This is a genomic window from Neorhizobium populisoli, from assembly GCF_019430945.1.
Lineage (GTDB): Bacteria > Pseudomonadota > Alphaproteobacteria > Rhizobiales > Rhizobiaceae > Neorhizobium > Neorhizobium populisoli.
Genome location: NZ_JAHYCB010000002.1, coordinates 488,616 through 514,244, shown reverse-complemented (window position 1 = coordinate 514,244; position 25,629 = coordinate 488,616). Strand labels below are relative to the sequence as shown.

Below are 25,629 nucleotides of genomic sequence, written 5' to 3'. Positions count from 1 at the left end.
GACTTAAGATGCCGCCCCGTTGGCGTGGAATCTAAGAGCGCTCGGATTTTCTTTTATTTTGCGAAGAATACCCGCTCACCTCGGCCCCATCCTCCGGCTTCAGGAAAAAGAACCCCGGAATACCGAGCAATGGCAGCACAGCCGAAATCAGGAAGACCGTATCAAACGTCTCCGGCGTCAGCGCCGAACCGTCTTGTGTGACGAGGCCGAGCAGCATGGCGGCGATCGAAACGCCGAAGGTGACAGAGAGTTGTTGCAGCACGCCGCCGACCGAGGTGGCGCGGGAAAGCTGGGAGGCCGGCATATCGGAATAGGAGAGCGTGTTGGAACTCATGAACTGCATGGCGCGCATGAAGCCGAACAGCATGGCATAGGCGGAGATGATCCAGTGCGGCGTGTCAGGCCCGAGCAGCGTAAAGCCGGCGATGATGACGGAGCCGCCGACGGCGCTCCAGGTCAGCACATGGGCGAAACCGAAACGGCGCAGCGCCCGCGACAGAAGCGGCCGCGCCACAAGCGCGCTCAGCACGCTGACGGAGGTGATCAGGCCCGTCGTCATGGCGCTGAAGCCGTAGGCCACCTGCAGCATCAGCGGCAACAGGAAGGGCACGCCGTTCAGCCCGATGCGACAGACGCCGCCGGCCAGCGTGCCGATCGTGAACGTGCGTTCCTTGAAGAGGTTCATGTCGACGGCCGGTGCCGCCACGCTCTTCGCATAACGCACAAAGGCGAGGAACAGCAGGACCGCAACGGCGATGACGCCGACGATCGCCGAGACGGGAACGGTCGGGCGGCCGATATTTTCGATGCCGAACTGTAAGAGCACGCAGGACACGCCGACCATCAGGAAACCCGGCAGGTCGAACTTTGCGGTGGCATCGACCCTGGTATCCTCGACATACCGCATCGCCACCAGCATGCCGATAATGCCGAAGGGCACGTTGACCCAGAAGATCCAGCGCCAGGAGACATAGGTGGTCAGGAAACCACCCAAAAGCGGGCCAAGCAAAGGACCGACGATCGCCGGCAGGGTCATGTAGGTCATGGCGGTGATCAGCTGGGCGCGCGGAAAGCTGCGGATCAGGATCAGCCGGCCGACCGGCGTCATCATCGCGCCGCCGATGCCCTGTAGCGCGCGGGTGGCGATCAGCATCGGCAGGCTGGTCGCCATGCCGCAGAGGATCGACCCTACCGAAAAGACGAGCAGCGCCGCCATGAAGACGCGCCGCGCGCCGAACCGGTCTGCAAACCAGCCGCTGACCGGAATGAACATGGCAAGCGTCAGCACATAGGTGGTGATCGCGAGGTTCATCCTGAGCGGCACGGTGCCGAGACTTGCCGCGATATCGGGAATGGCGGTGACGATGATCGTCTGGTCGAGCTGTTCCATCAGGAAGGCAACCGCGACCACGGCCGGGATGATGAAACGCAGTTTGGGATCGCGTTCGACCGCGAAAACGGTGGTATCGTCGACGGAAGTCATGAGTGGCGTGCCATGGAGGGCATATCAGGAGAAGCCGGAGGGAGAGGCTGCCCGGCTGCCGGATTGGGGCGGTCGGCGAAACCCGTTAAACCACCATCTCTGCCGCAATGCAACAAAGCTTAGCATGCTAATCACGGGGTCGTGAGAGGCGGCAGCGACCGCGCAGGTGCTTGCTTAGTCCGCCCGGTTGCGCGCCTCGAAAGCGCGGCGGGCGGCTTCGATATCCGCGTGACGGGCGGCGGCCCATTCCCAGACACCGCAGAAAGCAGCGCTGAGGCTATGACCGAGTTCCGTCAGGCTGTATTCCACCTTGGGCGGGATGACCGGATGGACGATGCGCGACACGAAGCCGTCGCGCTCCATCTGGCGCAGGGTCTGGGTCAGCATCTTCTGGCTGATGCCCTCGGTGAGCTTGCCGATCTGCGTGAAGCGCAGGGTGCCATGCTCTTCCAGGACTTCGAGGATCAGCATCGTCCATTTGTCGGCCACCTGGGCAATGATACCGCGCACCAGTTCCTCCAGAACCGGATCGACCTGATCGGGGATTTCACGGCCCAACGGCGACCGCATCGATGGCTTGATGCCCTGCACCACAGTCACTCTCCTTTTGGTATGTATAAATCTTTTGGGTGCCTTCTTCCCGATGGAGACTGTCGGCCATATTTTCCCGTCACGCAATCAGGAAAGGCGAAAACCATGAAGATGAACGGCAACACTATTCTCATCACCGGCGGCGGATCGGGCATCGGCAGGGCGCTGGCCGAAGCGTTTCACGCGCTCGGCAATCAGGTGATCATTACCGGCCGGCGGCAATCGGCGCTGGCGGAAGTGACCGCCGCCAATCCCGGCATGCAGGCCATGGCGCTCGACATGACCGATGCGGAGGGCATCAAAGCGTTTGCCGCCGAGATCGTAAAAACCTATCCGTCGCTGAATGCCGTTCTCAACAATGCCGGCATTATGGTGATGGAGGAGATCGGTGCCGGGGGCGACTATCTGGAAATCTCCGAGACGACGATCGCCACCAATCTGCTCGGCCCGATCCGCCTCGGTGCCGCCCTGCTGCCGCATCTGCGGACAGGCAAGGATGCGGCGATGCTGAACGTCTCGTCCGGTCTCGCTTTCGTGCCCATGGCCATGACGCCGACCTATTCGGCCACCAAGGCGGCCATTCATTCCTATACGATGGGACTGCGTCACCAGTTGAAGGATACGGGCACTCAGGTGATCGAGATCGTTCCGCCCTATGTCCAGACCGAACTGATGGGCGCGCATCAGGCAAGCGATCCGAATGCCATGCCGCTTGCCGATTTCATCTCGGAAGTCATGCAGATCCTCACCGACCAGCCGGACGTGACGGAAGTGGTGGTCGAGCGCTGCAAGCCGCTTCGCTACGCCGCCGAAAACGGCAATCTCGACGCGATGTTCAACGGCATCAACGCCATACGGCATTGAGCTTGCGAGACGAAAGCACGCGACTTCATCGCGCAATCGGTAGACGATGAAACGAACGGCCCCGCCGAAGCGGGGCCGACATGACAAAAGCGATCAGCGCTTGCCGGCCGTCAGGCAGAAATAGGCACCCTGCGGATCGAGCCCCTGGACGATCCAGCCGCCGGGGACTTCCATCGGACCCATCAGGATCTGGCCGCCGCCGGCCTTGACGCGGTCGATGGCAGCATCGATCGCATCGACGATGAAATAATAGCACCAGCAGGGCACCGGCACCTGTTCCGGCCTCGTCATCATGCCGCCGGTCTGCCGGCCGTTATGGGAGAAGATGTGGTAGGTGCCCATCGGCCCCATGTCGAAATCGTGGTCGAGGGTCCAACCAAACATCTTGCCGTAGAAGTCCATGGCTTCCCGGCCATTTCCGGCATAAAGCTCGCGCCAGCCGACATTGCCGACCGCATCCCAGGCGAGTTCTGCCGGCGGGTTTTCCATCGGCAGCGGCGTCATGATGCAAAGGACGGCGCCATGCGGATCGGCGACGACGGCAAAACGGCCGATGCCCGGAATGTCTTCCGGATCGCGCTGCACGCGACCACCATTCGCCACGAAATCCTTGCACATCTGGTCGCAGTCATCGACCGCGACATAACCGGTCCAGTTCGGCGGCAGCTTGCCTTCGAGTTCCGGCGGGAAATCCATCATGCCGCCGATGCCGGGGCAATTGTCGCCCTCGCCCATCTCGAACAGGAAATAGGGCGGCATCGCGTCGCCGGCCCCCGGCATGCTCATTTCCTTCACCTTCCAGCCGACGACGGACGAGTAGAACTCGCCGCCTGCCTTGGTGTCGGAGGTCATCAGCTCGACCCAGATGAATTTGCCATGGGTCTCTGAACGGGATTGGGGATTGGTCTGCAGCATAAATTTTCTCCTCAGGAATGAATTTGAATGTTTTGGAAAAGCAGCCCCTCATCCGCCTGCCGGCACCTTCTCCCCGTTTCGACGGGGAGAAGGAAGCTAGCCGCGCCGTCTCCCCCATCTTGACCGTCGAGCGGGGCACGTCCCCTCTCCCCGTCAGAACGGGGAGAGGGTTAGGGTGAGGGGCAAAACATAAACGAGGTCCTCACCCCACCCGCGCGTAATCCGCCTGCATGAACTGCTTCCAGCTTCCATCCGGTTGCTTGGCGCTGGAGGTGAAGGTGCGATGGTCGTTGGCGGTGAAGGTGATCTGTTCGCGGTAGTCGCCCATCTTGCCCGGCTCGGCGAAATCCGGCCCGGTCGTGTAGAGGCTCAGCGTCTTGCCGTCATCGGAGACTTCGCCGTCATAGACCCAGAGATGGTTCATCATCGTGCCGAACCAGGTGCCGATATAACGGCCCTTTGCCGGATCGTAACCGAGGGTCAGCACCGTGGTGGCGGGGCCGCCGCCATCCGGCATGTCGCCATTGCCTTCGGCGACGAACCAGACGCCGTTCAGCGAGCGGCAGGTTTCCGTCCAGACTTCCGAATGTCCCATGCTGTTGGAGGTAACCTTCCAGCTTCCGACCATTCTTTCGAGAAAGCCATGCTCGGCCTGCGGCTTGGGCATTTCCATCATGCTCATCGTCGTATCCTCCTCACGCTTTTCTTGGAAAATAATGGACCCGCTTAATGGCAGCAGGATGAACCGGCTTCCGGCTTCGGTTCATATTCGTCGTGGCGCTTGACGAAGTTCATGGTTGAACTCTCGTTGCGGCCGAGCGGCGCGCGGTCGAGGATCATCAGCGTACCGATCAGCTCCTCGCCGCCGCGGGCATAGCTCGAATAGGTGTGGAACACCTCGCCCGCCTCGTTTCTGTAGAAGGCGGACAGGCCGGGAAGTTCGTCATGCGCCTCGGCCGGCGGGACCTCGCGGTAATTATAGGTGACCTTGTCCTTGGCCAAATCCTCCTTTGTGAAGGAGACGTGATAATCGAAATTGAAATCCGAACCGAAGGACGAGACCCAGGGGAATTTCCAGCCCATGCGCTTTTGATAGGCTTCGATCTTGTCGAGCGGCGCGCGCGACACCGCGACATAGGTCACGTCGTGATTGTTGAGATGCGGCAGCATGCCGTCCACATGGTCGGAATGGAAGGAGCAGCCGGTGCAGCCGGCATCCCAGTCCGGGCCGAGCATGAAATGGTAGACGAGCAGCTGGCTGCGGCCTTCGAAGAGATCGGCGAGCGTCTTTCTGCCCTTCGGCGTATCGAAGGCATAGTCCTTGTCCACCTTGACCCAGGGCAGCGCCTGGCGCGCAGCGCGCACCTTGTCGCGCAAACGGGTCTCTTCCTTTTCCAGTGCCAGGAGTTCCTTGCGGCGCTCCAGCCACTCCTCCTCGGAAACGACGGCATTCTTCGGGGCGACGGTGACATCCATGGCAGGGCTCCTCATTTCCTTGACAGAATGCGTTGATATCAACATAATAAATCCATGCTGTCAAACACGCCTGCCCCCGAAGTGATTCCCTTTTCGACGACGATCCATGTGCGCGATACATGCCTTTGCCTGCATGTGCAGCGCGCAGCGCGTGCCCTGGCAAGGCGTTTCGACAATGCGATGAAGCCGATCGGGCTGACCAACGGACAGTTTTCGCTGATGATGTCGCTGAACCGTCCCCAGCCGGCGACGATGAGCTCGGTCGCCAACCTGCTCGCCATGGACCGCACGACGCTGACGGCAGCGCTGAAAGTGCTGGAACGGCGCGGCCTGGTGGAGACCACCACCGACCCGAAAGATCGCCGCGGCCGTCTTCTGCGCCTCACCCCCGATGGCATGACCATGCTGACCGCCGCGCTGCCGATCTGGACGCGGGTGCATGCGGAGATCGATGCGGAACTGCAAGACGGTGGCGCCACATCCGGCGAGCTCCGGTCGATCCTGGGAAAAGTCCGGTAAGCCGGGCGGTCGGGACACGCACCATATCGGGTTATGCGTCAGGTCGCCTCCTGCGGCACCACCGCCCTCCCCCTGTCAGCCTCAAAGACGTTTCCGCAGCGGCTGAACGCGACCAGACCGACTTGCAACTCGCCTGCATGCCTGTAATGTCGAACGCGATCAAGGCGCTAACACCGGGCAGACCAGCGCCCGATCACGCAGCCCGGCCAACGTCGCGACGGCGGCCGTTACCAGTTCATGCGACCTGTCAGGGAAGTTTCGTTGAGCGACGCATTCAGTTTCATGTTCGCCTTTTACGGCCTGCTGCTCGGCTTTGCCGTTGCGGAAGTGGTGTCCGGCTTCTCGCGCGCTTACGACGAACGCGACAAGCGCAAGATGGGGATCGTGGCGCCGCTTTTCGGCGCGCTGCTTCTCGTCGATCTGATCACGTTCTGGATGAATGCCTGGGCCTATCGCGAAGTAGCGAATGTGAGCTACCCGATGGCGCTCGCCGTGTCGCTGATCGCGCTTCTCTATTATTTCGCGGCCACCCAGGTATTTCCGAAAGCGTCCGAGACCGACACGCTGGATGGTCACATCATGGAGCACCGGCGCGTGGTGGTCTTCTGCGTGCTGGCCAGCAACATGATGACGCAAATTCCGCCGGCCATATCCGCCTATACGACGCCATGGCCGATAAGCGACGTCGCGCTTTGGGCCGGCCTCAACCTGACCTATTACGCGCTTCTGGGCACAGCCGCGCTTGCCAAAAGCAAAACCGTCGTGGCGATCGTGGTGGCGATCGCGCTTCTGTTCATCACGGGTGCGACGGCAATCTTCGCCTGACAGAGATATCCGGGTTAGGCCTGCGGGATCCGGCGAGGATTTATAGTCCCATTTCGATAATTTAGAAAACTTTAATGAACCGGTAGAGAAGCCGTTAGGTTGTTGCTTCTATTCCTGTCCCTGACGACGATGAAGTCGCAAGGGAGCCGCATGAACGCGGCATGAAAAGATGAAGCTGACCATATCGGATGCCATGTTGGCATGTACCGTTTTCGTAATCTTCGGCGGCGTCGCCTATGTGGCGATGGATATTGCAGCGATGTTCTAGAATGCACCCTTTCAAGATGCATGGCCGCGTGATTGCCGGGGCGCAATGCCGGCAATCCTCAAAAAATGATGTAGTGTCAGTATCATGCACGAAAATGTGAAGGCTGCAATTTCGGAACAAGTTTTCCGTTTTGCCCGTTAGGCCCTCGTTCACAAGCAATGAAAAGGGACACAGCAATGTACAAGATCCTAGCAGCTTCCGCCCTGGCCATGGGCCTCGCCACCTCGGCTTTCGCGCAGACCGTCATGGACGACTCGGATGCGCAGTACAATTCAGGTACCTATTCCCGTCAGGCCGTTCCTGCCGATCCCTACGTCGACAACATGACGACCCAGAGCATCAACGATAACTCGACCATCGGCATTTCCGGCTCTTCGTCGGCCGGCAGCAACGAGTTTTGTGCTCCCGGCACTCCGGGCGTCGGTGCCCAGGGCGCTCCGCTCGGCAGCGGCAATACCGCCTGCAACAACTAAACGACCGGTTTCGACATTCGGAAAGCCTGGGCAGCGCCCAGGCTTTTCGCATTTCTGGCGACATGCCAGACGGAAAAAAGCCGCCCGCAGCGATCAACTGCGGACGGCCTTGTCGAAATCGACGCTCGTCGATTACTCGACCGAAACCTGGACTTCCGTCGAAGTGCGCATCGCGTGGCTATAGGGGCAGACGATGTGCGCCTTGGCGACGAGATCTTCCAGCTGGGCCTTGTCGATGCCCGGAGCGCTGACGGAGAGCGAAACCTCGATGCCGAAGCCGCCGCCGTCTTCACGCGGGCCGACGCCGACCGTTGCAGTCACCTTGGCGTCGTCCGGGATCTTCACCTTTTCCTTGCCGGCAACGACCTTCAGCGCGCCGAGGAAGCAGGCGGAATAACCAGTGGCGAAAAGCTGCTCCGGATTGGTGCCGCGAGCGCCGTCGCCGCCGAGTTCCTTCGGAACTGTGAGCGTGACGTCGAGAACGCCGTCTTCGGAAGCGCCATGGCCTGCGCGGCCGCCGGTGGCAGAAGCCTTGGTGGTGTAGAGAATGGGCATGATATTCTTCCCTTCGTTGAAAACTGGCTGAACCAGCGTTAAATCTTGTCCGCAATTCAATTGCGCACAATCTAATTACGCGCGTTGCAATCCGGCGTCAAGCCTGCGATATTGCGGGCACAAGAAAAAGTAGCGCACGAAACCGTGAAGTCAGGACCAGCCATGCAGAAAAACGCGCCCAAGGCGAAAGATGTCGAGATCAGGCTCGATGCACAGCTGTGTTTTGCGATCTATGGCGCCGCGCATGCGTTCAACCGCACCTATAAGCCGCTGCTGGAGCCGCTCGGCCTCACCTACCCGCAATATCTCGTCATGCTGGCTCTGTGGGAAGAGGACGGTCACACGGTGAAGGTGCTCGGCGAAAAGCTCGGGCTCGATTCCGGCACGCTCTCCCCTCTCCTCAAACGCCTTGAGCAATCCGGCCTCGTCGCCCGCCAGCGTGACCCGCAAGACGAGCGGCAGGTGGTGATCACCTTGACGGAAAAGGGCGCCGGCCTGAAGGCGCAGGCGGACGAGGTCTATGCCGCGATCGGCCAGGCGATCGGCTGCAGCGTCGAGGAGGCGGTCGCCGTGCGCGACAGCATTATCGCCCTGAAGGAAAGGCTCAACAAGGCGGGCGAATGATCGGCCGGTAAGTCAGCCTGTCATCCGCCTGACACGCGCGCCGTCTAGACGGCGGTCTTCGACTGCAACGAAAGAGCGGAGCCTTTCATGGTCGAAAACCAGCGTGCCGGCGCCTCCTTCCAGGATGCGGATGTCGTCGAGAACTATTCCTATCGCCCGCCCTATCCCGATACGGTTTTCGAAAAGCTTCTGGCAATTGCGCCGCGGCGGCAAAACCTGCTCGATCTCGGCTGCGGGCCGGGCAAGATTGCGCGGCCGCTCGCAGGGCATTTCCAGCAGGTGACGGCTGTCGATCCCTCGGCGGACATGATCGCGCTCGGAAGGTCGCTGCCCGGCGGCGATGCGCCGAATATCGACTGGATCGAGGGTTATGCCGAGGATTTTGCGATCGGCGAGCGGCATTTCGACCTCACCGTCGCGGCGACAAGCATTCACTGGATGGATCACGCGCGGCTTTTCCCGCGACTGGCCGCCCATGCATCTTCCGGTCATCGGCTGGCAGTGATTTCAGGTGATACGCCTTTCGAGCCCGACTGGGAGGATGACTGGCGCCATTTCCTTGCCAGATGGGTGCCGGCCATTACCAGCAAGGCGTTCGATCATGCCGGCAAGCAGGAGGAGATGGCAGGTTACGAGCGCTATCTCGATATCGAAGGCCGCGAATATTGCCTTTCAGAACCATTCCTGCAGAGCGTCGGCGATTTCATCCTCTGCCAGCATTCCCGCGACACGTTCGCGCCGTCGAAACTCGCAGGCCGGATGGCTGAATTCGATGCGGAACTCATCGCGCTTCTGGCACCCTATGCGAATTCAGATGGCGACCTGACTTTTACCGTCCGTACAAAGCTGGTGTGGGGAACGATCAGTCCACCCTGAGATGATCGGCGACCACGCGGCCGATCCAGGCGCGGTGCTGTTCCTTGACGAGCGGGTTGGTGCCAGGGTGACCGGCAACCACGATCAGCGCCTTCCACAGGCACCAGCCCCGCGCCCTTTCCCAGGTTTGCGCATCGAGCAACAGCCGCTCGCGAAATGCCTGCGCCGCCGGCTCGTCGAGAAAGGTCCAGGCGATGACGAGATCACAGGCGGGATCGCCAATACCGGAACTGCCGAAATCGATGACGGCGGAAAGCCTTCCATCGCGGACGAGGAGATTGCCCTCGGAGATATCGCCATGCACCCAGACGGGATCCTTCGCCCATCGGGAGGCGAGCGCCCTTTCCCAGATTTCGGTCATCAGCGCGCCGTCAACCTCGTCGGCAAGCACGTCGATCGACTGGCGCGTTTCGGCGTCATAGACCCGCAAATCACCGCCGCGATGGAAATTGTGCTGGCCGGCGGGCGGACCGCCGGTCACGTCGGCCTTCCACAGCGCCTTGAGAAAATCCGCAAGATCTTCGGCGAAAGCCGTCAGGTTCGGGATGGCTTCCAGGCTGGCGCGCTCTCCCTCGATCCAGCGATAGATCGACCAGGGCCATGGATAGTCCTCGTCCGGCTTTCCGAGCGCCAGGGGAGAGGGAATGGCCAGCGGCAATTGCGCGGCGAGAACCGGCAGGAAACGGTGTTCCTTCTCCACTTGCGCGACATAACGCTCCGCGCTCGGCAGGCGCACGGACATGTCGGGGCCGAGATGGAACGTGCGGTTGCACCAGCCGCCTTGCGCGACGGGGTTTAACCGAAGATGCGCCCAATCGGGAAACTGTCCCGCGATCAGACGCTCGACGGTGGAAGTCTCGATTTGAAGCCTGTCATCCATGCGGTTTCCAGTCCCCCGGCATTATCGCCGAGGGGTATCAGGCAGATGTGACAGCCGGTTGAGGCTTTGGTCTGGGGTGCGATCGGGAAACATTCGACCGCCCCTGGCCCTTCGCTTGAGCTCAGGGCGTTCGCCATTGCAATCGATTCACTGGATCGATTGCTCGGGCTTCGCCGGCGGCCTTGCGCTTCGCTTAGGCTCAGCGCGTTCGTCCTTCGGAATGATTCACTGGATCATTCCGTCGGCTACGCCGACCAGTCCTCACTGCCAAACAACGATACGGGCTTTTTCCGGCACGCGGTCGTAGAGGTCGATGATATCCTGGTTCATCAGGCGCACGCAGCCGGACGAGACGGCCTTGCCGATCGAGTTCCATTCCGGCGAGCCGTGCAGGCGGTAAAGCGTGTCCTGGCCGTTGCGGAAAATATAGAGCGCGCGGGCACCGAGCGGGTTGGTGAGACCCGGCTGCATGCCGCCGTTCTTGGCGGAATATTTCGTCAGTTCCGGCTGGCGCGCCACCATTTCGTCCGGCGGGGTCCATTTCGGCCATTTCTGGCGCCACTGGATGACGCCGTCGCCCGACCAGGCAAAACCCTGGCGGCCGATGCCGACGCCGTAGCGCATGGCCGAACCGCCCGGCTCGACGAGATAAAGGAAGCGCGACGGCGTATCGACGACCACCGTGCCTGGACGTTCGCCGGTCGGATCGACGACGCGCTGGCGATAATAACGCGGGTTGATGCGCTCGTAGGGAATGGCGGGAATGACGAAGCCGCCATCCTCGAAGGAGCCGTACATCTGTGCGGCCGCCGGATCGCCGACCGGCATCGCCGTCGGCTGCATGACAGTGCCACCGTCACGGTAGCTGATGATCGTATCGCCCGGGCCAGCCGAGGTTGACGCGCAACCGGCCAGCGTCGAGGCTGCACCGACGCCGAGAAGGGAGAGAAACCCTCGGCGGGAAAGAGAATCGTTCAGGATCATTGGGGAGGACCACACAAAATACGCAAGGATGGCAAAAGCATACTTCAATGAATTGAAAGCCGAAAGGTTCCATTCCGATTCGGCTCGTTTCAAAACATAGGCCTGCGGTAATTAAGCAACTATTCACAACCGCGACACGCAATTTCACGAGGCGGTGGTAGAATAGATCCAGCAAAAGCCGCACCGCACCTTCCGATCGGAAAGCGCTCTACAGCTCAGTCTGGAATTGCTCTTCGCCGCCGAAACGAAAAGAGCGGCCGAAGCCGCTCCCTTATGCCGTATTTCCGTGAGGATCAGATGACGACGATCGGCGTGCCGGAAGGAACGCGGTCGAAGAGATCGATGACGTCCTGGTTCAGCATGCGCACGCAGCCCGACGAGGTTGCTTTGCCGACCGATTGCCAGTCCGGCGTGCCGTGGACGCGGTAGAGCGTGTCCTTGCCATCCTTGAAGATATAGAGCGCGCGGGCGCCGAGCGGATTGTTGAGGCCGGGCGTCGCGCCGCCTTCGGAGGCTGCGAACTGGCGCAGGTCCGGCTGGCGGGCAACCATGTCGTCCGGCGGCGTCCAGCGCGGCCACGTCGCCTTGCGCTGGATGACGCCACGGCCGCTCCAGGCAAAACCCTGCTTGCCGAGACCGACGCCGTAACGGATCGCCTTGCCGCCCGGCTGAACGAGATAGAGGAAATGCTGGCGCGTATCGACGACGATCGTGCCCGGCGCTTCGGTGGTGCGGTAATCGACATCCTGGCGCAGAAAGCGAGGATCGACCCGCGTGATCGGAATGGCCGGCAGCGTGTGACCTTCGTCGCTCAATATGCCGTACATCGTGCGATGCACCGGATTGGAGGTCGGCAGGCCGTAGGTCTGGTGGAAGTCCGACGGATAAAGCTGCCGCTTCTGCGGAATCGCGCCCGGCATCGGCTTCGGCTGGTTCGACGGCGGATCCTGATAGGCCGGGACCGCAAAGACCGGCGCCGTCTGCTGCACGAAGACATCCGGGTTCATGCGGCTGGTATCGGTTACAAAGGGAATGCTTTCGCAACCGGCAAGCATCGTGGCGGCGGCGAAGACCAGGCCAAGGCCCGAAATACGGCGCAGAGGTTTGTGAACGATTGGCATGGGACCCCGATTCCGGCAGATGACGTCGGGTGCGAGAATGTCACTCGCGGCTGGCGCGAAGCTGGTGAACCTGTTCAGGAATTGCAATCGGCGCCAAGGCGCTCGGCCCATTTAGGATGCTGCGCCAGACGCAGGTCGAAATCGAGCGCGATATCGGCAAGCGTTACCGTGCCGAACCGTTTCAGAAGCAGTTTCTCCGCCTCTTCGAAGGCATCGGAAAGCGCAGCATTGACGGCCTGTTCGACGAGACATTCGGGATTATCGCTGGCCGGACCGACAGCAAAGACCGGCGGCCCGCCGACCGCCTGATAGATATCGAGCAGCGTCATTTCCGACAGCGGCCGCCCCAATGTCCAGCCGCCACCATGGCCCTTTTCGGAATGGACGTAACCCTTTTCCCGTAAACCTGCCATGGTGCGGCGGACCACGACCGGATTGGTATTGAGCATCGCCGCAATGTGCTCCGAGGTCGTTGCGCCCTTGTGGCGATCCATGTGGATCAGCACGTGCAGCATGCGGGAAAGGCGGCTGTCGTGGCGCATCGATGCTCCTTGGCTTCAGATTTCCCCGGTTTCTAACACGCGCCGCCTTACGCAACAATAGAAGTTACAAAACGATTGACCGACGGCAATCACGTAACTTATGTTGTTTCGAGATTCACAGGGAGCATTTCGAAATGGATTACGAAGCGATCGTCATCGGCGGCAGTTATGCCGGCCTGTCCGCCGCCCTGCAGCTGGCGCGTGCCCGCCGCCGTATTCTCGTCATCGACGAAGGGCTGCGGCGCAACCGGTTTGCCGCGCATTCGCATGGGTTTCTGACGCAGGATGGCGAAGATCCCGCCGTCATCGCCACAAAGGCATGGACGCAGCTGATAGCCTATCCCACCGTTCAATGGCGCGACGGCCGGGTGGACGATGCGGCGAAGACAGACACGGGCTTTTCCGTCTCCGCAGGCGGTCGAACGTTCACGGCCAAGGCTCTCGTGCTGGCAACCGGCGTGAAGGACAACCTGCCCGCCGTTGAAGGCCTGCAGGAACGCTGGGGCAAAAGCGTCTACCATTGCCCCTACTGCCATGGCTACGAGCTGAACCAGGGCGAAGTCGGCGTCATCGCGTCTTCACCGCTCTCGCTGCATCAGGCGCTGATGCTGCCGGACTGGGGACCGACCACGTTCCTGCTGAACGACGTGTTCGAGCCCGACGAAGCTGCCTTGAAAGAGCTCGCCCGCCGCGGCGCCAGGCTTGAAAAGACCCCGATCCGCGCGATCGAAGGCCACGCGGATGTCGTGCTGCAGGATGGCCGGACGCTTTCCTTTGCCGGGCTTTTCACCATGCCGAAGAGCGAAATCTCCAGCCCGATCGCCGAACAACTCGGCTGCGCGCTCGAAGACGGCCCGATGGGGCTTTTCATCCAGACGGACATGATGAAACAGACGACCATCCCCGGCGTCATCGCCTGCGGAGATGCGGCGCGAGCAGCAGGCTCGGTGGCACTCGCCGTCGGCGACGGCGCAATGGCCGGCGCCGCCACGCACCGGTTCCTGATGTTCGGGGCTTGAGCTGAAGCCTTAGGCGAACTGGTTGAAGAACTTGATGCTTTCCTGCACCGCGCCCGGCACGACGCCGTTGTGGTTGCCCGGCAAGAGCTTGGCGTCGATCGGCGTGCCGGCGGTCTTGACGCGGTCCATCAGCAGCTGGTGGTCGGCGTCGAAGGGGCGTTCCTCGGTGCCGCGCAGCAGCAGGGTCGGGCATTTCAGGCTCGGGCCGAAGCAGACCGAGGAGCGCATGATGAACTCCTTCGGGTCGTTTTCATCGAACCGTGCCTCGCGCTCGAAGCGGTTGAAATAACGCCAGGAATTGACGCCGGCAGAGATCGGCGCGGCGGCGCGGAACTTTCGCGTCATGGCGGCGAGCAAAGACAGAGTGCCGCCATTCGAATGACCGGCGACGAAGAAGCGGTTCTTGTCGATGCCAGGCAGGTTTTCGAGATAGGTGGCGGCGGCAAGCGCGTCGGCCGTCTCGTCATAGAAGCCGGAATAGGCGCCTTCCTGGCCGTTTTCGCCGCGGAAAGACGGATGAAGTACGACGAAGCCGGCTTCCCAATAACCCTTTACCAATTCCCAATGGCCGTCACCGGTGGCATTGCCGCCATGCAGGAAGAGCACGGCCGGCTTCGGCTTGCCCATCGGTTCGTAATGCGACAGCCAGGCGATCAGCTCGATCGAACCATCCGGACCGCCGGGATAAGTGACGCGCTTGGCGCCGGCCGGTGTGCCGAGCGGTTCGGATTTTTCCGGCGACGGCCCCTTGCGCAGGAGGTTGGTTTGAAAACGCTTGCGCGCCTCGGCATAGTCTTCCTTCTCCAGCGGCGGCACATCCGGCATCGGAAAACCGACCGCCTGCGCCATGCCGGCGGGCAGCAGCGCAGCCGCCGCAAGGCCCGCGGCACCGGCAAGCAGCGTACGGCGCTTCACGCCGCCCTCTTCCGGAGTGGAATGCGAAGGAAGAATGCGGATGTCTGCCATGTCCTGCCAAGCCTGATTAGAGTTTGTCGATCCCGACTTCAGCATTCGCGAGAAACGCTGTCCATTCAATCATTCGAGAGATGAACGCATCCGAGAAGATCGGGAAGAAAAGCAAAGAATTTCTACGGTTGCTTTGCGCGCAACGCGTCCCTTTCCTTGCGCCAACGAAGCAGCGCCATCAGGAAAGGCCCGGCCGTGACGCCGAGAATGGCACCGCCGGCGATAAAGCCGAGCGCTTCACCGCCCAGGAGTTCCTGGCCGACATAAGCGGCGGCAAAACAGCCGATCAGTGCGATGATGGCTTTGATGATGAAACCTGATTTCGTCATGATGTACGCCCAAATACCCAGCCTTGAAATGCGGATGGATAGATAGGCGCAAAACGGCAGATTCAAGCCTCCTTGGCATCGACCATCGCGGTCAGCGTCGCGAGCCGGTCGGCATCGCGCGGCAGCTTGTCCTGGCGCAACCGGGCGATACGCGGAAAACGCATGGCGACGCCGGATTTGTGGCGGGTGGAGCGGTTGATGCCCTCGAAGGCGACTTCCAGCACGAAGCCGAAATCCGGCTCGGCGCGCACCGCCCTCACCGGCCCGAAACGATCGGTCGTGTTGTCGCGCACGAACTTGTCGAGCACTTCGAGCTCCGCATCGGTAAAGCCGAAATAGGCCTTGCCGACCGGCACCAGTTCCTCGCCTTCCGGCGTTTCCGTCCAGACACCGAAGGTGAAGTCGGAATAATAGCTCGACCGCTTGCCGTGGCCGCGCTGGGCATAAAGCATCACCGCATCGATATTGTAGGGGTCGCGCTTCCACTTGAACCACGGGCCTTTGAGGCGGCCGGCCTGATAGGGGCTGTCCTTCCTCTTGATCATCACCCCTTCGATGACCGGATCGGGCGGCTGCTTGCGGAGCGTGTCGAGTTCAGTCCAGGTGGTGAAGGGCACAAGCTGAGACAGGTCGAACCGGTCGTGCGGCGCGCGCTCGATTATATCGGAAAGATGTTTGCGGCGCTCGAAATAGGTCTCGGCGCGGATGTCCTCGTCGCCCTGGAAGAGCAGATCGTAAGCGCGCACGAAGGCGGGATATTCCTCGATCATCTTGCCCGTCACCGTCTTGCGGTTCAGCCGCTGCTGCAGGTCGGAGAATGTCCGGGTCGGGTTGTTGGAACGCGCCGTACCGCCGACCAGAAGTTCGCCGTCGATGACGCCCTCGAAATTGATCGCCTCGACGATATCGGGGAAAGCGCCGGTAATGTCGTCGCCGGAGCGGGAATAAAGCTTTTTCGTGCCGCCATAACTCGACATCTGGATGCGGATGCCGTCCCATTTCCATTCGGCAGCGTAATCGGCCGGATCGAGTTTTTCGAGATCGCCGTCTTCGACCGGGTTCGCCAGCATGACGGAGTGGAAGATGGCCGGCGTTGCCAGAACCGGCTTTTCCGCCTTGCCCTCCAGCCAGGCAAAGAGCGGGATGTAGGGCGGGGTCAAGCCGTGCCACAGCGTTTCGATCTCGGTCACGTCTTTTCCGCTCATGTCCGACAGCGCCTGTTTGGCGAGACGGGCGGAAACGCCGATGCGCAGCGAGCCGGTGGCGAGCTTCAGGAAGGCGAAGCGGCTTGATGTGTCGAGACGATCGAGGAGATCGCGGACGGCGGAGCGCGTTTCGGTGCGGCCCAGCGAGTTCATGCGGGTGACGACTTCGCTCAGCCGCGGCTGATGGTCGTCATCGACCGTATCCTTGGCGCCGCCATCCCAGACGAGCGAGATGGTTTCGGCCAGGTCGCCGACATAGTCGTAGGAATAACGGAACAGCACGTCGTCCATGCGTTCCAGAACCAGTTCGCGCAGCATGGCGGGTTTGACGCCCTTGAGGTCGAGGGTGCCGGCCAATGCTGCGAGGCCGTAGCCGCGGTCAGGGTCCGGGGTGTCGCGAAAATAATCGGCGAGGAGTTTGAGCTTGCCGTTGCGCGATGGGGTGAGGACGAGGCGGTCCAGGAGGGTGGCGAAGGGTTTCATGGGCGCCACCTCGTTGAAGGTATGCCGTGGGGTTTACCCCCCTCTGGCCTGCCGGCCATCTCCCCCTCAAGGGGGGAGATCGACTCGTGGGCCGGTTCTGCCAAACTCCAGCCTTGCAATTGAAGGGAGGTCGGAGTCCCTAGCCAATCTCCCCCCTTGAGGGGGAGATGCCTGGCAAGGCAGAGGGGGGTGCTGTCGGACTGGCGCAAAGATGTAATCATCATCAATCCCCCTCATCCTCATACCCGACCAGATGCAGCGGCTTGGCTGGTATTCCCTTCAGCTCGCACCAGCGCACCAAAGCCTCCTCGCGGCCATGCGTCACCCACACTTCCGACGGCCCGATCTCCTCGATCGTCGACAGCAGTTCCGGCCAGTCGCAATGGTCGGAAATCACCAGCGGCAATTCCACACCACCTTGTTTCGCCCGCTGACGTACCATCATCCAACCGGAAGCAAAGGCGATCAGCGGTTCGTTGAAGCGTCGCGCCCAGCGATCCTGGAAAGCCGAAGGCGGGCCGACGATGACTGCGCCTCGAAATGTATCCGGGCTGCTTTTCTCGATCGTCGCCGGGCGGATTTCGCCGAGGTCGATGCCCTGCCCGACATAATAGTCGCAGAGTTTCGCCAGCGCGCCGTGGATGTAGATCGGCTCGGAATAACCGCAGTCGCGGATCAGCCGGATCACCCGTTGCGCCTTGCCGAGCGCATAGGCGCCGATCAGATGGCTTCGCTCGGGAAACTGCTGAAGCGAGGTGAAAAGCTTTTCGACCTCGTCCTTCGGATCGGGGTGATGGAAGACCGGCAGGCCGAAGGTGGCTTCGGTAATGAAGACATCGCAGGCGACCGGCACGAAAGGCGCGCAGGTCGGGTCGATGCCGCGCTTGTAATCTCCCGACACGACGATGCGCAGGCCGTCCTTTTCGATGGCGATCTGCGCCGAACCAAGCACGTGGCCGGCAGGGTGAAAGCTCACACGCACGCCATCGAGATCGATCTCCTCGCCGAATGCCGCCGTCTGTTCGGAGCCGCAGAAATCCTCGCCATAACGAATCCGCATGATGTCGAGCGTCTGGCGCGTCGCCAGCACATGGGTGTGGCCGGCGCGGGCATGGTCGGAATGGCCATGGGTGATCAGGGCCCGCTCGACGGGCCGCACCGGATCGACATGGAAACGGCCGATGGGACAGAACAGCCCGGCCGGGGTGGGGTGCAGCAGCGCCCCAGGGGACATGCCTTTTTTCATGCCCTTGAAGATAGGGCAAAAAAGGCGCTGTGCCAGATCAGTCCGCGGCGGCCGGCTCCGGCTTTTTCTCGGCAACAGTCGCCGGTGGCAGGCGCACCGGCTTCAGCATGCAGCCGGCGATGAAACCACAGATGGCAATGACGCTGCCGGTCATGAAGACCGGGGTGAAGGCATGCGTGTAGAGCGCGTGGACCGCAAGGCGCGAGGCTTCCGGCAAAGCCAGCATCATGGTCGGCGTCAGCGAGCCGATATCGGCAACGCCCGGAATGCTCGTTCCGACATCACGGATGCCGGCCGCGACGATCGCGCCATAGATGGAAATGGCGATCGAGGCGCCGGCCATGCGCATCAGGGTGACGGCACCGGTGGCGGCGCCGACATCTTCTCTCGGTGCGGAATTCTGTACGCCGATAATCGGCGCCTGCTGGCCGAAACCGATCGCCAGACCCTGCATCAGCATGAAACCGAGAATGAAATAGATCGGCGTGCCGACCGGCAGCTGCGAGAAGATGAACAGGGCGGCAATGTTGAGGCCAAGGCCGATCAGCGTGAAGGGCTTGTAGCGGCCGGTGATCGAGATCAGCCTCCCGGTCGAGATCGAACCGATGACGATGCCGCTTGTCGTGGCGATGAAACAGAAGCTTGCGACCGTTGGCGAGAGACCGGTCGTCGTCTGCAGGAAGAGCGCGAAATATTGCGCCATGCCGATCGCCACGGAACCGGTGCAGAAGGAAACGATCAGGAAGAGCGGGAAGGTGGAATCGCGGAAGAGTTTCAGCGGCACGATCGGTTCCGGCACGCGGCTTTCGACGATGACCCAGAGCGCGGCACAGCAGACGCCGAACGCCACGACGACCATCGACTGCCAAGCAACCAGCGAGCCGAACAGCGTCACGCTATCGGCCCAGACGACGATGCTTGCGACGGTCGAGGCCAGCAGCAGTGCGCCGAGATAATCGATCTTCGGCTTGCGGACCGGGCGGCGATAGGGAAGCAGAAGCGAAATGCCGGTGACGGCGATGATGCCAATCGGCAGGTTGATCAGGAAGATCGAACGCCAGCCGAACAGCTCGCTCATCGTGCCGCCGAGCAGCGGGCCAAGGCTGCCGGACGCCATGATGACAAGGCTGGAATAGCTCTGGTATTTGGCCCGTTCGCGCGGCTCGAAGAGATCGGCATTGATCGAGAAAATCGACACCATGATGCCGCCGCCGCCGAGCCCCTGCAGGAAACGCGAGGCGATCAGCGAATCCATTGACCAGGCCAGACCGCAGGTCAGCGAGCCGATGGTGAAGAGCACGATCGCCCCCAGCATCACGTATTTGCGGCCGAACAGATCGCCGAGCTTGCCGTAGATCGGCATGGACGCACTGCTGGCCAGAAGATAGGCGGAGCCGATCCAGCCGAAACGTTCCAGCTCGCCGAACTCGCCGACAATGGTCGGCAGCGCGGTGGAGACGATCTGGTTGTCCAGCGTCGCCATGAACAGCGCGGTCAGCAGAAAACAGAAGATCACCAGCCGCTGGCGGTGGCTGGCGACGAGCGGCACAGGCGCCGGGCGGGTCATATCCATGAGGTCTTTCCAGGGTGATGGCAAATTTATGTGCCTTTAGCATATAATTGTCAACGGCACTTTGATGCATCGCGCAAACAATGATTGAAAGCACCGGGCGCTTTGCTATGATAAGGGAATGACGACCAAGACTGTTTTGAAACAAGCCGCCGATATCGCCCCCTCCCCGGAGGATGTGGCCCGTGTGAGCGAAAGCATCGGCCGGATGCGGCTGCTGATCGGCCGCCGGATCATCGGCCGCACGGCGATCGCCAATATCGCGCCGGGGCTCGACATTTCGCATCTCGACGTGCTCGACGCGATGCGGCGCATCGAGGGCGAGGTGACGGTGGGCGCGATTGCCGAAACGATGCGGATCGATCCTTCGCGCGGCAGCCGGCTGGTTGCCGATCTCGTCACCCGCGGTATCCTGAAGCGCGACGCCTCGCAGGCGGACGGGCGACGATCGCTGGTCGTGCGCACCGAATTCGGCGACAGCCTGCTGGCGGAAATACGTGCGGTGAAACGTTCGCTGCTCGCCGGTGTGGTCGAAGGCTGGGATCCCGAAGAGCTGAATACGTTCTCGATACTCTTCGAAAAGTTCATCACGGATTTCGAATCCGTTTTCCTGACTGCCGAAAAGGCGCAGGAAGAAAGCCTCCCGCCCTCCCCCTGAATGTCAGGAATTGCGCATAAATTGTTATTCCGGTATTCTTGAGGGAACTAACCGGAGGCAATTCCATGAATGTTTCGATCGGTCCCCGTTGGGAAAAATTCATCGAGGAAGCGGTGGGCGACGGCCGTTACGGTTCGGCCAGCGAAGTGGTGCGCGAGGGTCTGCGGCTGGTCGAGGAACGGGAGGCGAAGCTCGTAGCGCTGAGGGAGACGATCCAGAAGTCGATCGAGGCGGGTGGAAGCTATACGGACGAAGATGTTGAAGCATTTCTCGATGCGGAAGCCGAGAAGCTGGCCAAGGAAGGCTTCTGATTGCCACACCTTCGCTATCTCGCCAGCGCACGATTGGATATCGCGCAAATTCAAGCTTACATCACCCGTGAAAGCCGCAGTCTGGCCATAGGTCGCGGCTTTGCGCACCAATTGCGCCTGAAATGTATAAAACTCGCCAGCTTACCCGGCCATATGGGACGAGCACGCGACGAAATCGGCGAAGGGTTAAGAAGCAGCGCCTATAAAGGCTACATCTTCTTCCGCTATGTCGGGGACGAATTCCAGATCGTCAATATCCTCGAAGGTCATCGCGACGCGGCCAGCCATTTCGGTCTGGACGCCGCGGACGACTCCGAAACCGACGGCTAAAGCCCCTCGGCCACCGACACCTTGAGCGCATTGCGCCCCATGCCCTTGGCCTCGTACATGGCTTGGTCTGCCCGTGCGAGCAGAGCCTCCGGCGTCGATCCATCCTGCGGATAGAAGGCGACGCCCATGCTGCAGGTGGCGACGACGCTCTTTTCCTCGACTGTGATCGGCCGCGAGATTGCGCCGCGCAGTTCCTGGAGACGGCGCAACACGCCGAGTTCGTCATGGTTGAGGTTGCTGAAGACGATGGCGAATTCGTCGCCGCCGAGACGCACGAGCAGATCGGTCGCCCGAACACAGCTGATCATCCGCGCGGCAAGCGTCTTCAGGACTTCGTCACCGGCCGCGTGGCCAAGCGTATCGTTGATCTGCTTGAAATTGTCGAGGTCGATATAGGCGACGGTGATCTTGCGGTTTTCACGCTGCGCTTCCAGCAGCGACCGGCTGAACTGGGTCCAGAACAGCGCGCGGTTGGGCAGGCCCGTCAACGGGTCGTGATGCGCCATGTGCTGGATGCGCTGCTCGCTGCGGGAGCGTTCGATGGCGATGCCGGCGATATCTGTCGCCATGGCGGTCAATTCAAGTTCCAGCTCGGTCGGTTCGCGCGGCGTATTGGAATAAAGACCGACCGTGCCGAGCACCTGGCCGTCAACGCCCATGATCGGCGTCGACCAGCAGGAGCGGAAGCCGAACATCATCGCGAGTTCACGATAGTTTTCCCATAACGGGTCTTCGAGCACGTCCTTGACGAAGACCGGCTCGCGCCGCCAGGAGGCCGTACCGCAGGATCCGACCTTCGGCCCGATCTCGATACCGTCGATCAGTTTCACATAGGCCGGATGCAGGCGGGTATTGGCGCCGTGGCGCAGCCGGTCGGTGCCCTCCTCCAGCAGCAATACGGAGGCCGTGATACCGTCGAGCTCATCTTCCACAGTGCGCACGAGCGCATCCAGAACGACCTGAAGCGGCTGGCCGCGCGCGATCATTTCCAGCAACCGAGCGTGGCCGTGGCGCCGGTCGTCCTGGCGTTTGCGGTCTGTGATGTCACGAGAAATGCCGACAAGCCCGACAACTTGGCCCGCCTCGTTGCGCAGCGGCATCTTTGAGGTCATCAGCCAGAGAATGCGGCCATCGACGAGCTTGATGCGCTCTTCTTTCCCTTCAACCGACATTCCGCTCGACATGACTTCCTGCTCGACGGCAAAAAGGGCATCGGCGGTCTCGCGGTCGAGAATATCGAAATCGGTCCTGCCGATCAGGTCATCGCTGTCATGATACTGGCTGTTGCGGCCGGCGGCGGCATTGGCGAAAACGAAACGGCTGCGGCGGTCCTTCACGTAGATGAAGTCCGGCAGCTGATCCAAAAGGGCACGGGTTTCGAGTTCGCGCGTGACGAGTGCCACGTCGAAATCGATATCGGTTTCCGTGGAGACACGCAGCAGGCGGCTGCACAATTCATCCATGGTTTCGGGCTCGAATATCGGGGATGCACTGAATGACAGGGTTCCCACCATCCCTGCGACTCCTCTTCAATTCATTAGATAAACTGCAAGTATCCCGCCGCAACGCCCATTAGCATGACGTGAAATTCCTTACCCTTACTTAAAAACATCGCGAAATTGCCATGATTGACCGCAGCAAAGAAGCTTTTCTTCGTGACCATCCAAAACTATTTGCCGTTACCACAATACAAAGGAATGGCATGGAAAATGCTTCGTTGACGGCATGGAGCGCAATTGCATGATTTCGAGACGGACAGCTTTGACGATGCTTGCGCAGGGGTTCGGCGGCGGACTTGCCCTGGGCATGGGCGCCGGCGGACTGCCGCGACAGGCATTCGCGGCTCCCTCCAGCGTCTCGACAGTGGATCTGCGCGGATCGATCGATGCCGGACAGAACGGCATTACACCTGGAGGTGGCGACAGGCAGAGCCGCAAATTGCGCGATCTCATCGCAAAGGCCGCCCGCCAGAACACGCCGGTCTTCCTGCCGCCTGGCAATTATCCCGTTTCCGATCTCGACCTGCCGGACGGCACACGCCTTACCGGCGTGCCCGGCGCGTCACGCCTCATCTATTCCGGCGATGGATATATGCTGCGGGCCGATGGCGCCCGGCGCATCGAGCTTTCCAACATCGTCATCGATGGCGGCAACCGCTGGCTGGACGACCAGACGCCGGCACTCGTGCATCTGCGCGGCGTCGCCGACGCGACGATCGACAATTGCGAGATCGTCGGCTCCCGCAAGGTTGCAGTCCAACTGGAACGCTGCGGCGGGCGGCTGGACCGGACCCGCATTTCGGGCGCTGCCGAATACGGGCTTTATGCCGTGGAAAGCTCCGGCCTGTTGGTTACCGGCAATACGGTCTTCGACTGCGGCAATGGCGGCATCCTGATCCATCGCTGGACGAAGGGCGTCGACGGCACGATCGTCACCGGCAACCGGCTTTACCGGATCGGCGCGACGAACGGCGGTACCGGGCAATATGGCAATGCCATCAACCTGTTTCGTGCCGACAACGTAATGGTGAGCGGCAACCATATCTCGGACTCGGCCTTCTCGGCGATCCGCGCCAACAGTTCCTCGAACGCGCAGATCGCCAACAACCAGTGTTTCAACTCGGGTGAAACGGCGATCTATGCGGAATTTGCCTTCGAAGGTGCGCTGATCTCCGGCAATATCGTCGATGGCGCGGCGAACGGCATTTCGATCGTCAATTTCAACGAGGGCGGCCGGCTGGCGACGGTCGCCAACAACATCGTGCGCAACCTGAAAGCCACTGGCCCCTATTTGCTGGACGAAGCGATCTTCGGCGTCGGCATCAGCGTCGAGGCGGATACGGCGATTACCGGCAACGTGATCGAAAGCGTGCCGCTCTGGGGTCTGGCGCTCGGTTTCGGCCCCTATCTGCGCAATGTGGTCGCCACGGGCAATATCGTGCGTCAGGCCAAGGTCGGTTGTGCGGTGACGGTGGCGGAAGGCGCCGGCAGCGCGCTGATCGCCAACAATGTGTTCGAGGGCATGAAGGACGGCGCGCTGATCGGTTATCGATGGAAGGCGCCGGCTACGGGAGAACTGGGGCGGGGTGATGGGCAGGGGTTCAAGCATCTGACGATTGCGGGGAATAGGGTCGGCTAAAGGCTTTCCAACTCGTCCTCGAAATCAACATTTCGACCTTTATTGAAAATTCGGACGATCGTGACCGTATCGGATGTAACCCGAAAAGCGATGGTCGCACGACGCCGGTATCCGACAAGCCGCAAGCCTGGCCGCTTTTCCGAGACAATCCCGCGTGCCGGGAAAGCTTCAAACGAATAACAATGGTCGATGAGCCGATCGACATAACGCCGAGCGACTTTCTCGCCCGCCAACGGAAGCAGGTAAGTCAAAAGCTCGGCAATGTCATCTTCCGCATCGTCGGAGAGCAGAACCCGGTATTTCATTGTTTTGCTTCGACCATCTTATCGATGCGAGCATGCAACCTTTTACGAGCGTCCTCCAGCGGACGGGCTTTGGATGGGTCTGCATCGATAGCATCCAGCGTCGGAACAACCTCCTCCACCAGCCACTTCTCGATCGCCGCATCCCTCGCGAGCAACGTCCTAAGCCCATCGCGAATGACCTCGCTCTCCGTCGCATATTCGCCTGACGCGACCTTGGCCTTCACCATTTCGGCCATCTCGATCGGCAGCGTGATGCTGAGGGACTGGGTGGTGCGCATGGTCGGGCTCCATTCGTTCGACACGATTAAATCCTATCGAAAACTTTCATCATCGTCCAACGCGGTTTGGTCTTTTGTTTTCCTGTCTGTGCCCCTAGCTTGCGCCAGCATTTTCTGGAGGGACTTCAATGCTGAAAATCTATGGTGTCTATCGCTCACGCGCCACGCGTCCGATCTGGCTGATCGAAGAGCTCAAGCTTCCGTTCGAGCTGGTGCCGGTCATCCAGGCCTATCGCCTGAAAGAACCGATGGCGGCCGGTGCGCCGGTCAATACGCTGTCGCCGGAATTCCTGGCCGTCAATCCGATGGGCTCGGTCCCGTCGATGGACGATGGTGGTTTCGTGCTGCACGAATCGCTGGCCATCACGCTCTATCTCGCCCGCAAATACGGTGGCGATCTCGGTCCGAAGGATATCAACGAGGAAGCGCAGATGGTGCAGTGGTCACTGTTCGGCGCCACCAGCGTCGAAACCCCGGCCCTGAAGATTTCCTCGACGATCGCTGGCGGCAAGCAGGATTCGGAAGAGGGCAAGACGGATATCGACGTTTCCGCCCGCCTGCTGAAGCGCCCGTTCGACGTGCTCGAAAAGCACCTCGCCAAGAGTGGCGGCTACATGGTCGGCGGCCGCTTCACGGTGGCCGATATCAACGTTGCGGAAGTCGTGCGTTATGCGCAGGGCCATGCCGCCGTGTTCGATGGCCGTCCGGCGCTGAAGGCCTGGATCGAAGGCTGCCAGGCACGCGCCGGCTTCAAGGCCATGTGGGACAAGCGCACCGCCGAGCCGGCATAATTCA

Annotated in this window: 30 protein-coding genes; 12 read left to right on the top strand and 18 right to left on the bottom strand. The window is 61.2% G+C overall.

From position 1 onward, the window contains the following. Nucleotides 1–31: 31 nt before the first annotated feature. Nucleotides 32–1,483 carry a DHA2 family efflux MFS transporter permease subunit gene (locus KX729_RS06710; protein ID WP_219741649.1) on the bottom strand — a complete coding sequence of 484 codons (1,452 nt, stop codon included), beginning with the start codon at nt 1,481–1,483 and terminating at the stop codon, nt 32–34. A gap of 174 nt (nt 1,484–1,657) precedes the next feature. Beyond that, nucleotides 1,658–2,053, bottom strand: coding sequence for a winged helix-turn-helix transcriptional regulator (locus tag KX729_RS06705; protein ID WP_219741864.1), 396 nt, complete (start codon nt 2,051–2,053; stop codon nt 1,658–1,660). Nucleotides 2,054–2,179: 126 nt separating this feature from the next. Between KX729_RS06705 and KX729_RS06700 the strand changes: the two genes are divergently transcribed. Then, a complete protein-coding gene (locus tag KX729_RS06700) occupies nt 2,180–2,938 on the top strand; it encodes an SDR family oxidoreductase (RefSeq protein WP_219741648.1) in 759 nt (252 codons plus the stop codon). Nucleotides 2,939–3,031: 93 nt separating this feature from the next. On the opposite strand, the gene KX729_RS06695 is transcribed toward KX729_RS06700, so the two are convergent. The 3 genes from KX729_RS06695 to KX729_RS06685 form a co-directional block, all read right to left on the bottom strand. Continuing rightward, complete coding sequence (locus KX729_RS06695; RefSeq protein ID WP_219741647.1) at nt 3,032–3,853, bottom strand: VOC family protein; 822 nt, start codon at nt 3,851–3,853, stop codon at nt 3,032–3,034. 202 nt (nt 3,854–4,055) lie between these two features. Continuing rightward, entirely contained in the window at nt 4,056–4,535 is a 480-nt protein-coding gene (locus KX729_RS06690) for a DUF1579 domain-containing protein (RefSeq protein WP_376775930.1), read from the bottom strand. Between the two features lie 44 nt (nt 4,536–4,579). Then, nucleotides 4,580–5,329: a DUF899 domain-containing protein gene (locus KX729_RS06685; RefSeq protein ID WP_219741646.1), complete on the bottom strand. Its 750-nt coding sequence runs from the start codon at nt 5,327–5,329 to the stop codon at nt 4,580–4,582. Between the two features lie 54 nt (nt 5,330–5,383). Here KX729_RS06685 and KX729_RS06680 point away from each other — a divergent pair, with 54 nt between their 5' ends. The 3 genes from KX729_RS06680 (at nt 5,384) to KX729_RS06670 (ending at nt 7,414) form a co-directional block, all read left to right on the top strand. Further along, a complete protein-coding gene (locus tag KX729_RS06680) occupies nt 5,384–5,848 on the top strand; it encodes a MarR family winged helix-turn-helix transcriptional regulator (RefSeq protein ID WP_219741645.1) in 465 nt (154 codons plus the stop codon). Between the two features lie 261 nt (nt 5,849–6,109). Continuing rightward, nucleotides 6,110–6,673: a hypothetical protein gene (locus KX729_RS06675; RefSeq protein ID WP_219741644.1), complete on the top strand. Its 564-nt coding sequence runs from the start codon at nt 6,110–6,112 to the stop codon at nt 6,671–6,673. Between the two features lie 444 nt (nt 6,674–7,117). Next, nucleotides 7,118–7,414, top strand: a complete 297-nt coding sequence (locus KX729_RS06670) for a hypothetical protein (protein ID WP_219741643.1) — start codon at nt 7,118–7,120, stop codon at nt 7,412–7,414. A gap of 132 nt (nt 7,415–7,546) precedes the next feature. Here KX729_RS06670 and KX729_RS06665 read toward each other — a convergent pair whose 3' ends face one another. Next, the gene (locus tag KX729_RS06665; protein ID WP_219741642.1) at nt 7,547–7,969 is read right to left on the bottom strand and encodes an organic hydroperoxide resistance protein; all 423 of its coding nucleotides are present in this window, start codon (nt 7,967–7,969) and stop codon (nt 7,547–7,549) included. 162 nt (nt 7,970–8,131) lie between these two features. Here KX729_RS06665 and KX729_RS06660 point away from each other — a divergent pair, with 162 nt between their 5' ends. Continuing rightward, nucleotides 8,132–8,593: a MarR family winged helix-turn-helix transcriptional regulator gene (locus KX729_RS06660; protein ID WP_219741641.1), complete on the top strand. Its 462-nt coding sequence runs from the start codon at nt 8,132–8,134 to the stop codon at nt 8,591–8,593. A gap of 87 nt (nt 8,594–8,680) precedes the next feature. Beyond that, on the top strand, nt 8,681–9,469 hold the full coding sequence (locus KX729_RS06655) for a class I SAM-dependent methyltransferase (RefSeq protein ID WP_219741640.1): 789 nt from the start codon (nt 8,681–8,683) through the stop codon (nt 9,467–9,469). On the opposite strand, the gene KX729_RS06650 is transcribed toward KX729_RS06655, so the two are convergent. The 4 genes from KX729_RS06650 to KX729_RS06635 all read right to left on the bottom strand — a co-directional run bounded on the left by KX729_RS06650 (nt 9,456) and on the right by KX729_RS06635 (nt 12,996). Further along, nucleotides 9,456–10,349 (bottom strand): aminoglycoside phosphotransferase family protein, encoded by an 894-nt coding sequence (locus tag KX729_RS06650; RefSeq protein WP_219741639.1) that lies wholly within the window; start codon nt 10,347–10,349, stop codon nt 9,456–9,458. The two genes, KX729_RS06655 and KX729_RS06650, sit on opposite strands and share 14 nt — an antisense overlap. 261 nt (nt 10,350–10,610) lie before the next feature. After that, nucleotides 10,611–11,333, bottom strand: coding sequence for a L,D-transpeptidase (locus KX729_RS06645; protein ID WP_219741638.1), 723 nt, complete (start codon nt 11,331–11,333; stop codon nt 10,611–10,613). A gap of 293 nt (nt 11,334–11,626) precedes the next feature. Next, nucleotides 11,627–12,454 (bottom strand): L,D-transpeptidase, encoded by an 828-nt coding sequence (locus tag KX729_RS06640; RefSeq protein WP_219741637.1) that lies wholly within the window; start codon nt 12,452–12,454, stop codon nt 11,627–11,629. A gap of 74 nt (nt 12,455–12,528) precedes the next feature. Then, nucleotides 12,529–12,996: an Rrf2 family transcriptional regulator gene (locus KX729_RS06635; protein ID WP_219741636.1), complete on the bottom strand. Its 468-nt coding sequence runs from the start codon at nt 12,994–12,996 to the stop codon at nt 12,529–12,531. A 134-nt stretch (nt 12,997–13,130) separates the two neighbouring features. On the opposite strand from KX729_RS06635, the gene KX729_RS06630 reads away from it, so the two are divergent. Further along, entirely contained in the window at nt 13,131–14,015 is an 885-nt protein-coding gene (locus KX729_RS06630; protein ID WP_219741635.1) for an NAD(P)/FAD-dependent oxidoreductase, read from the top strand. A gap of 9 nt (nt 14,016–14,024) precedes the next feature. On the opposite strand, the gene KX729_RS06625 is transcribed toward KX729_RS06630, so the two are convergent. The 5 genes from KX729_RS06625 to KX729_RS06605 form a co-directional block, all read right to left on the bottom strand. Beyond that, nucleotides 14,025–14,981 (bottom strand): alpha/beta hydrolase family protein, encoded by a 957-nt coding sequence (locus KX729_RS06625; protein WP_219741634.1) that lies wholly within the window; start codon nt 14,979–14,981, stop codon nt 14,025–14,027. 122 nt (nt 14,982–15,103) lie between these two features. Continuing rightward, a complete protein-coding gene (locus KX729_RS06620) occupies nt 15,104–15,310 on the bottom strand; it encodes a hypothetical protein (RefSeq protein ID WP_219741633.1) in 207 nt (68 codons plus the stop codon). A 62-nt stretch (nt 15,311–15,372) separates the two neighbouring features. Next, nucleotides 15,373–16,998, bottom strand: a complete 1,626-nt coding sequence (locus KX729_RS06615; RefSeq protein WP_219741632.1) for a cisplatin damage response ATP-dependent DNA ligase — start codon at nt 16,996–16,998, stop codon at nt 15,373–15,375. 223 nt (nt 16,999–17,221) lie between these two features. Beyond that, the gene (locus tag KX729_RS06610) at nt 17,222–18,232 is read right to left on the bottom strand and encodes a ligase-associated DNA damage response exonuclease (protein WP_219741631.1); all 1,011 of its coding nucleotides are present in this window, start codon (nt 18,230–18,232) and stop codon (nt 17,222–17,224) included. 49 nt (nt 18,233–18,281) lie between these two features. Next, a complete protein-coding gene (locus KX729_RS06605; RefSeq protein ID WP_219741630.1) occupies nt 18,282–19,817 on the bottom strand; it encodes an MDR family MFS transporter in 1,536 nt (511 codons plus the stop codon). Nucleotides 19,818–19,935: 118 nt separating this feature from the next. Between KX729_RS06605 and KX729_RS06600 the strand changes: the two genes are divergently transcribed. The 3 genes from KX729_RS06600 to KX729_RS06590 all read left to right on the top strand — a co-directional run bounded on the left by KX729_RS06600 (nt 19,936) and on the right by KX729_RS06590 (nt 21,113). Continuing rightward, nucleotides 19,936–20,472, top strand: a complete 537-nt coding sequence (locus KX729_RS06600; RefSeq protein ID WP_219741629.1) for a MarR family winged helix-turn-helix transcriptional regulator — start codon at nt 19,936–19,938, stop codon at nt 20,470–20,472. A gap of 65 nt (nt 20,473–20,537) precedes the next feature. Continuing rightward, the gene (locus KX729_RS06595; protein WP_219741628.1) at nt 20,538–20,783 is read left to right on the top strand and encodes a type II toxin-antitoxin system ParD family antitoxin; all 246 of its coding nucleotides are present in this window, start codon (nt 20,538–20,540) and stop codon (nt 20,781–20,783) included. Next, nucleotides 20,784–21,113, top strand: coding sequence for a type II toxin-antitoxin system RelE/ParE family toxin (locus KX729_RS06590; protein ID WP_219741627.1), 330 nt, complete (start codon nt 20,784–20,786; stop codon nt 21,111–21,113). Here the strand turns inward: KX729_RS06590 and KX729_RS06585 are convergent. Beyond that, nucleotides 21,110–22,576, bottom strand: a complete 1,467-nt coding sequence (locus tag KX729_RS06585; protein WP_219741626.1) for a sensor domain-containing protein — start codon at nt 22,574–22,576, stop codon at nt 21,110–21,112. The genes KX729_RS06590 and KX729_RS06585 overlap by 4 nt on opposite strands. A 277-nt stretch (nt 22,577–22,853) precedes the next feature. Here KX729_RS06585 and KX729_RS06580 point away from each other — a divergent pair, with 277 nt between their 5' ends. Then, on the top strand, nt 22,854–24,251 hold the full coding sequence (locus KX729_RS06580) for a TIGR03808 family TAT-translocated repetitive protein (RefSeq protein ID WP_219741625.1): 1,398 nt from the start codon (nt 22,854–22,856) through the stop codon (nt 24,249–24,251). Here the strand turns inward: KX729_RS06580 and KX729_RS06575 are convergent. Next, entirely contained in the window at nt 24,248–24,556 is a 309-nt protein-coding gene (locus tag KX729_RS06575) for a type II toxin-antitoxin system RelE/ParE family toxin (RefSeq protein WP_219741624.1), read from the bottom strand. The two genes, KX729_RS06580 and KX729_RS06575, sit on opposite strands and share 4 nt — an antisense overlap. Continuing rightward, nucleotides 24,553–24,834 (bottom strand): ribbon-helix-helix domain-containing protein, encoded by a 282-nt coding sequence (locus tag KX729_RS06570; protein ID WP_219741623.1) that lies wholly within the window; start codon nt 24,832–24,834, stop codon nt 24,553–24,555. The genes KX729_RS06575 and KX729_RS06570 overlap by 4 nt, the downstream gene beginning before the upstream one ends. Before the next feature lie 128 nt (nt 24,835–24,962). Here KX729_RS06570 and KX729_RS06565 point away from each other — a divergent pair, with 128 nt between their 5' ends. Then, nucleotides 24,963–25,625 (top strand): glutathione S-transferase family protein, encoded by a 663-nt coding sequence (locus tag KX729_RS06565; RefSeq protein WP_219741622.1) that lies wholly within the window; start codon nt 24,963–24,965, stop codon nt 25,623–25,625. Nucleotides 25,626–25,629: the final 4 nt, after the last annotated feature.

Bases quoted from the DNA above. Each gene is read 5' to 3' on its own strand.
- KX729_RS06580 (WP_219741625.1), top strand. From the start codon at position 22,854: ATGATTTCGAGACGGACAGCTTTGACGATGCTTGCGCAGGGGTTCGGC.
- KX729_RS06610 (WP_219741631.1), bottom strand. From the start codon at position 18,232: ATGTCCCCTGGGGCGCTGCTGCACCCCACCCCGGCCGGGCTGTTCTGT.
- KX729_RS06635 (WP_219741636.1), bottom strand. From the start codon at position 12,996: ATGCGCCACGACAGCCGCCTTTCCCGCATGCTGCACGTGCTGATCCAC.
- KX729_RS06685 (WP_219741646.1), bottom strand. From the start codon at position 5,329: ATGGATGTCACCGTCGCCCCGAAGAATGCCGTCGTTTCCGAGGAGGAG.
- KX729_RS06655 (WP_219741640.1), top strand. From the start codon at position 8,681: ATGGTCGAAAACCAGCGTGCCGGCGCCTCCTTCCAGGATGCGGATGTC.
- KX729_RS06680 (WP_219741645.1), top strand. From the start codon at position 5,384: ATGCTGTCAAACACGCCTGCCCCCGAAGTGATTCCCTTTTCGACGACG.
- KX729_RS06625 (WP_219741634.1), bottom strand. From the start codon at position 14,981: ATGGCAGACATCCGCATTCTTCCTTCGCATTCCACTCCGGAAGAGGGC.
- KX729_RS06650 (WP_219741639.1), bottom strand. From the start codon at position 10,349: ATGGATGACAGGCTTCAAATCGAGACTTCCACCGTCGAGCGTCTGATC.
- KX729_RS06570 (WP_219741623.1), bottom strand. From the start codon at position 24,834: ATGCGCACCACCCAGTCCCTCAGCATCACGCTGCCGATCGAGATGGCC.
- KX729_RS06600 (WP_219741629.1), top strand. From the start codon at position 19,936: ATGACGACCAAGACTGTTTTGAAACAAGCCGCCGATATCGCCCCCTCC.
- KX729_RS06690 (WP_376775930.1), bottom strand. From the start codon at position 4,535: ATGAGCATGATGGAAATGCCCAAGCCGCAGGCCGAGCATGGCTTTCTC.
- KX729_RS06595 (WP_219741628.1), top strand. From the start codon at position 20,538: ATGAATGTTTCGATCGGTCCCCGTTGGGAAAAATTCATCGAGGAAGCG.
- KX729_RS06575 (WP_219741624.1), bottom strand. From the start codon at position 24,556: ATGAAATACCGGGTTCTGCTCTCCGACGATGCGGAAGATGACATTGCC.
- KX729_RS06640 (WP_219741637.1), bottom strand. From the start codon at position 12,454: ATGCCAATCGTTCACAAACCTCTGCGCCGTATTTCGGGCCTTGGCCTG.
- KX729_RS06645 (WP_219741638.1), bottom strand. From the start codon at position 11,333: ATGATCCTGAACGATTCTCTTTCCCGCCGAGGGTTTCTCTCCCTTCTC.
- KX729_RS06665 (WP_219741642.1), bottom strand. From the start codon at position 7,969: ATGCCCATTCTCTACACCACCAAGGCTTCTGCCACCGGCGGCCGCGCA.
- KX729_RS06700 (WP_219741648.1), top strand. From the start codon at position 2,180: ATGAAGATGAACGGCAACACTATTCTCATCACCGGCGGCGGATCGGGC.
- KX729_RS06705 (WP_219741864.1), bottom strand. From the start codon at position 2,053: ATGCGGTCGCCGTTGGGCCGTGAAATCCCCGATCAGGTCGATCCGGTT.
- KX729_RS06605 (WP_219741630.1), bottom strand. From the start codon at position 19,817: ATGGATATGACCCGCCCGGCGCCTGTGCCGCTCGTCGCCAGCCACCGC.
- KX729_RS06670 (WP_219741643.1), top strand. From the start codon at position 7,118: ATGTACAAGATCCTAGCAGCTTCCGCCCTGGCCATGGGCCTCGCCACC.
- KX729_RS06630 (WP_219741635.1), top strand. From the start codon at position 13,131: ATGGATTACGAAGCGATCGTCATCGGCGGCAGTTATGCCGGCCTGTCC.
- KX729_RS06565 (WP_219741622.1), top strand. From the start codon at position 24,963: ATGCTGAAAATCTATGGTGTCTATCGCTCACGCGCCACGCGTCCGATC.
- KX729_RS06620 (WP_219741633.1), bottom strand. From the start codon at position 15,310: ATGACGAAATCAGGTTTCATCATCAAAGCCATCATCGCACTGATCGGC.
- KX729_RS06710 (WP_219741649.1), bottom strand. From the start codon at position 1,483: ATGACTTCCGTCGACGATACCACCGTTTTCGCGGTCGAACGCGATCCC.
- KX729_RS06585 (WP_219741626.1), bottom strand. From the start codon at position 22,576: ATGGATGAATTGTGCAGCCGCCTGCTGCGTGTCTCCACGGAAACCGAT.
- KX729_RS06660 (WP_219741641.1), top strand. From the start codon at position 8,132: ATGCAGAAAAACGCGCCCAAGGCGAAAGATGTCGAGATCAGGCTCGAT.
- KX729_RS06695 (WP_219741647.1), bottom strand. From the start codon at position 3,853: ATGCTGCAGACCAATCCCCAATCCCGTTCAGAGACCCATGGCAAATTC.
- KX729_RS06615 (WP_219741632.1), bottom strand. From the start codon at position 16,998: ATGAAACCCTTCGCCACCCTCCTGGACCGCCTCGTCCTCACCCCATCG.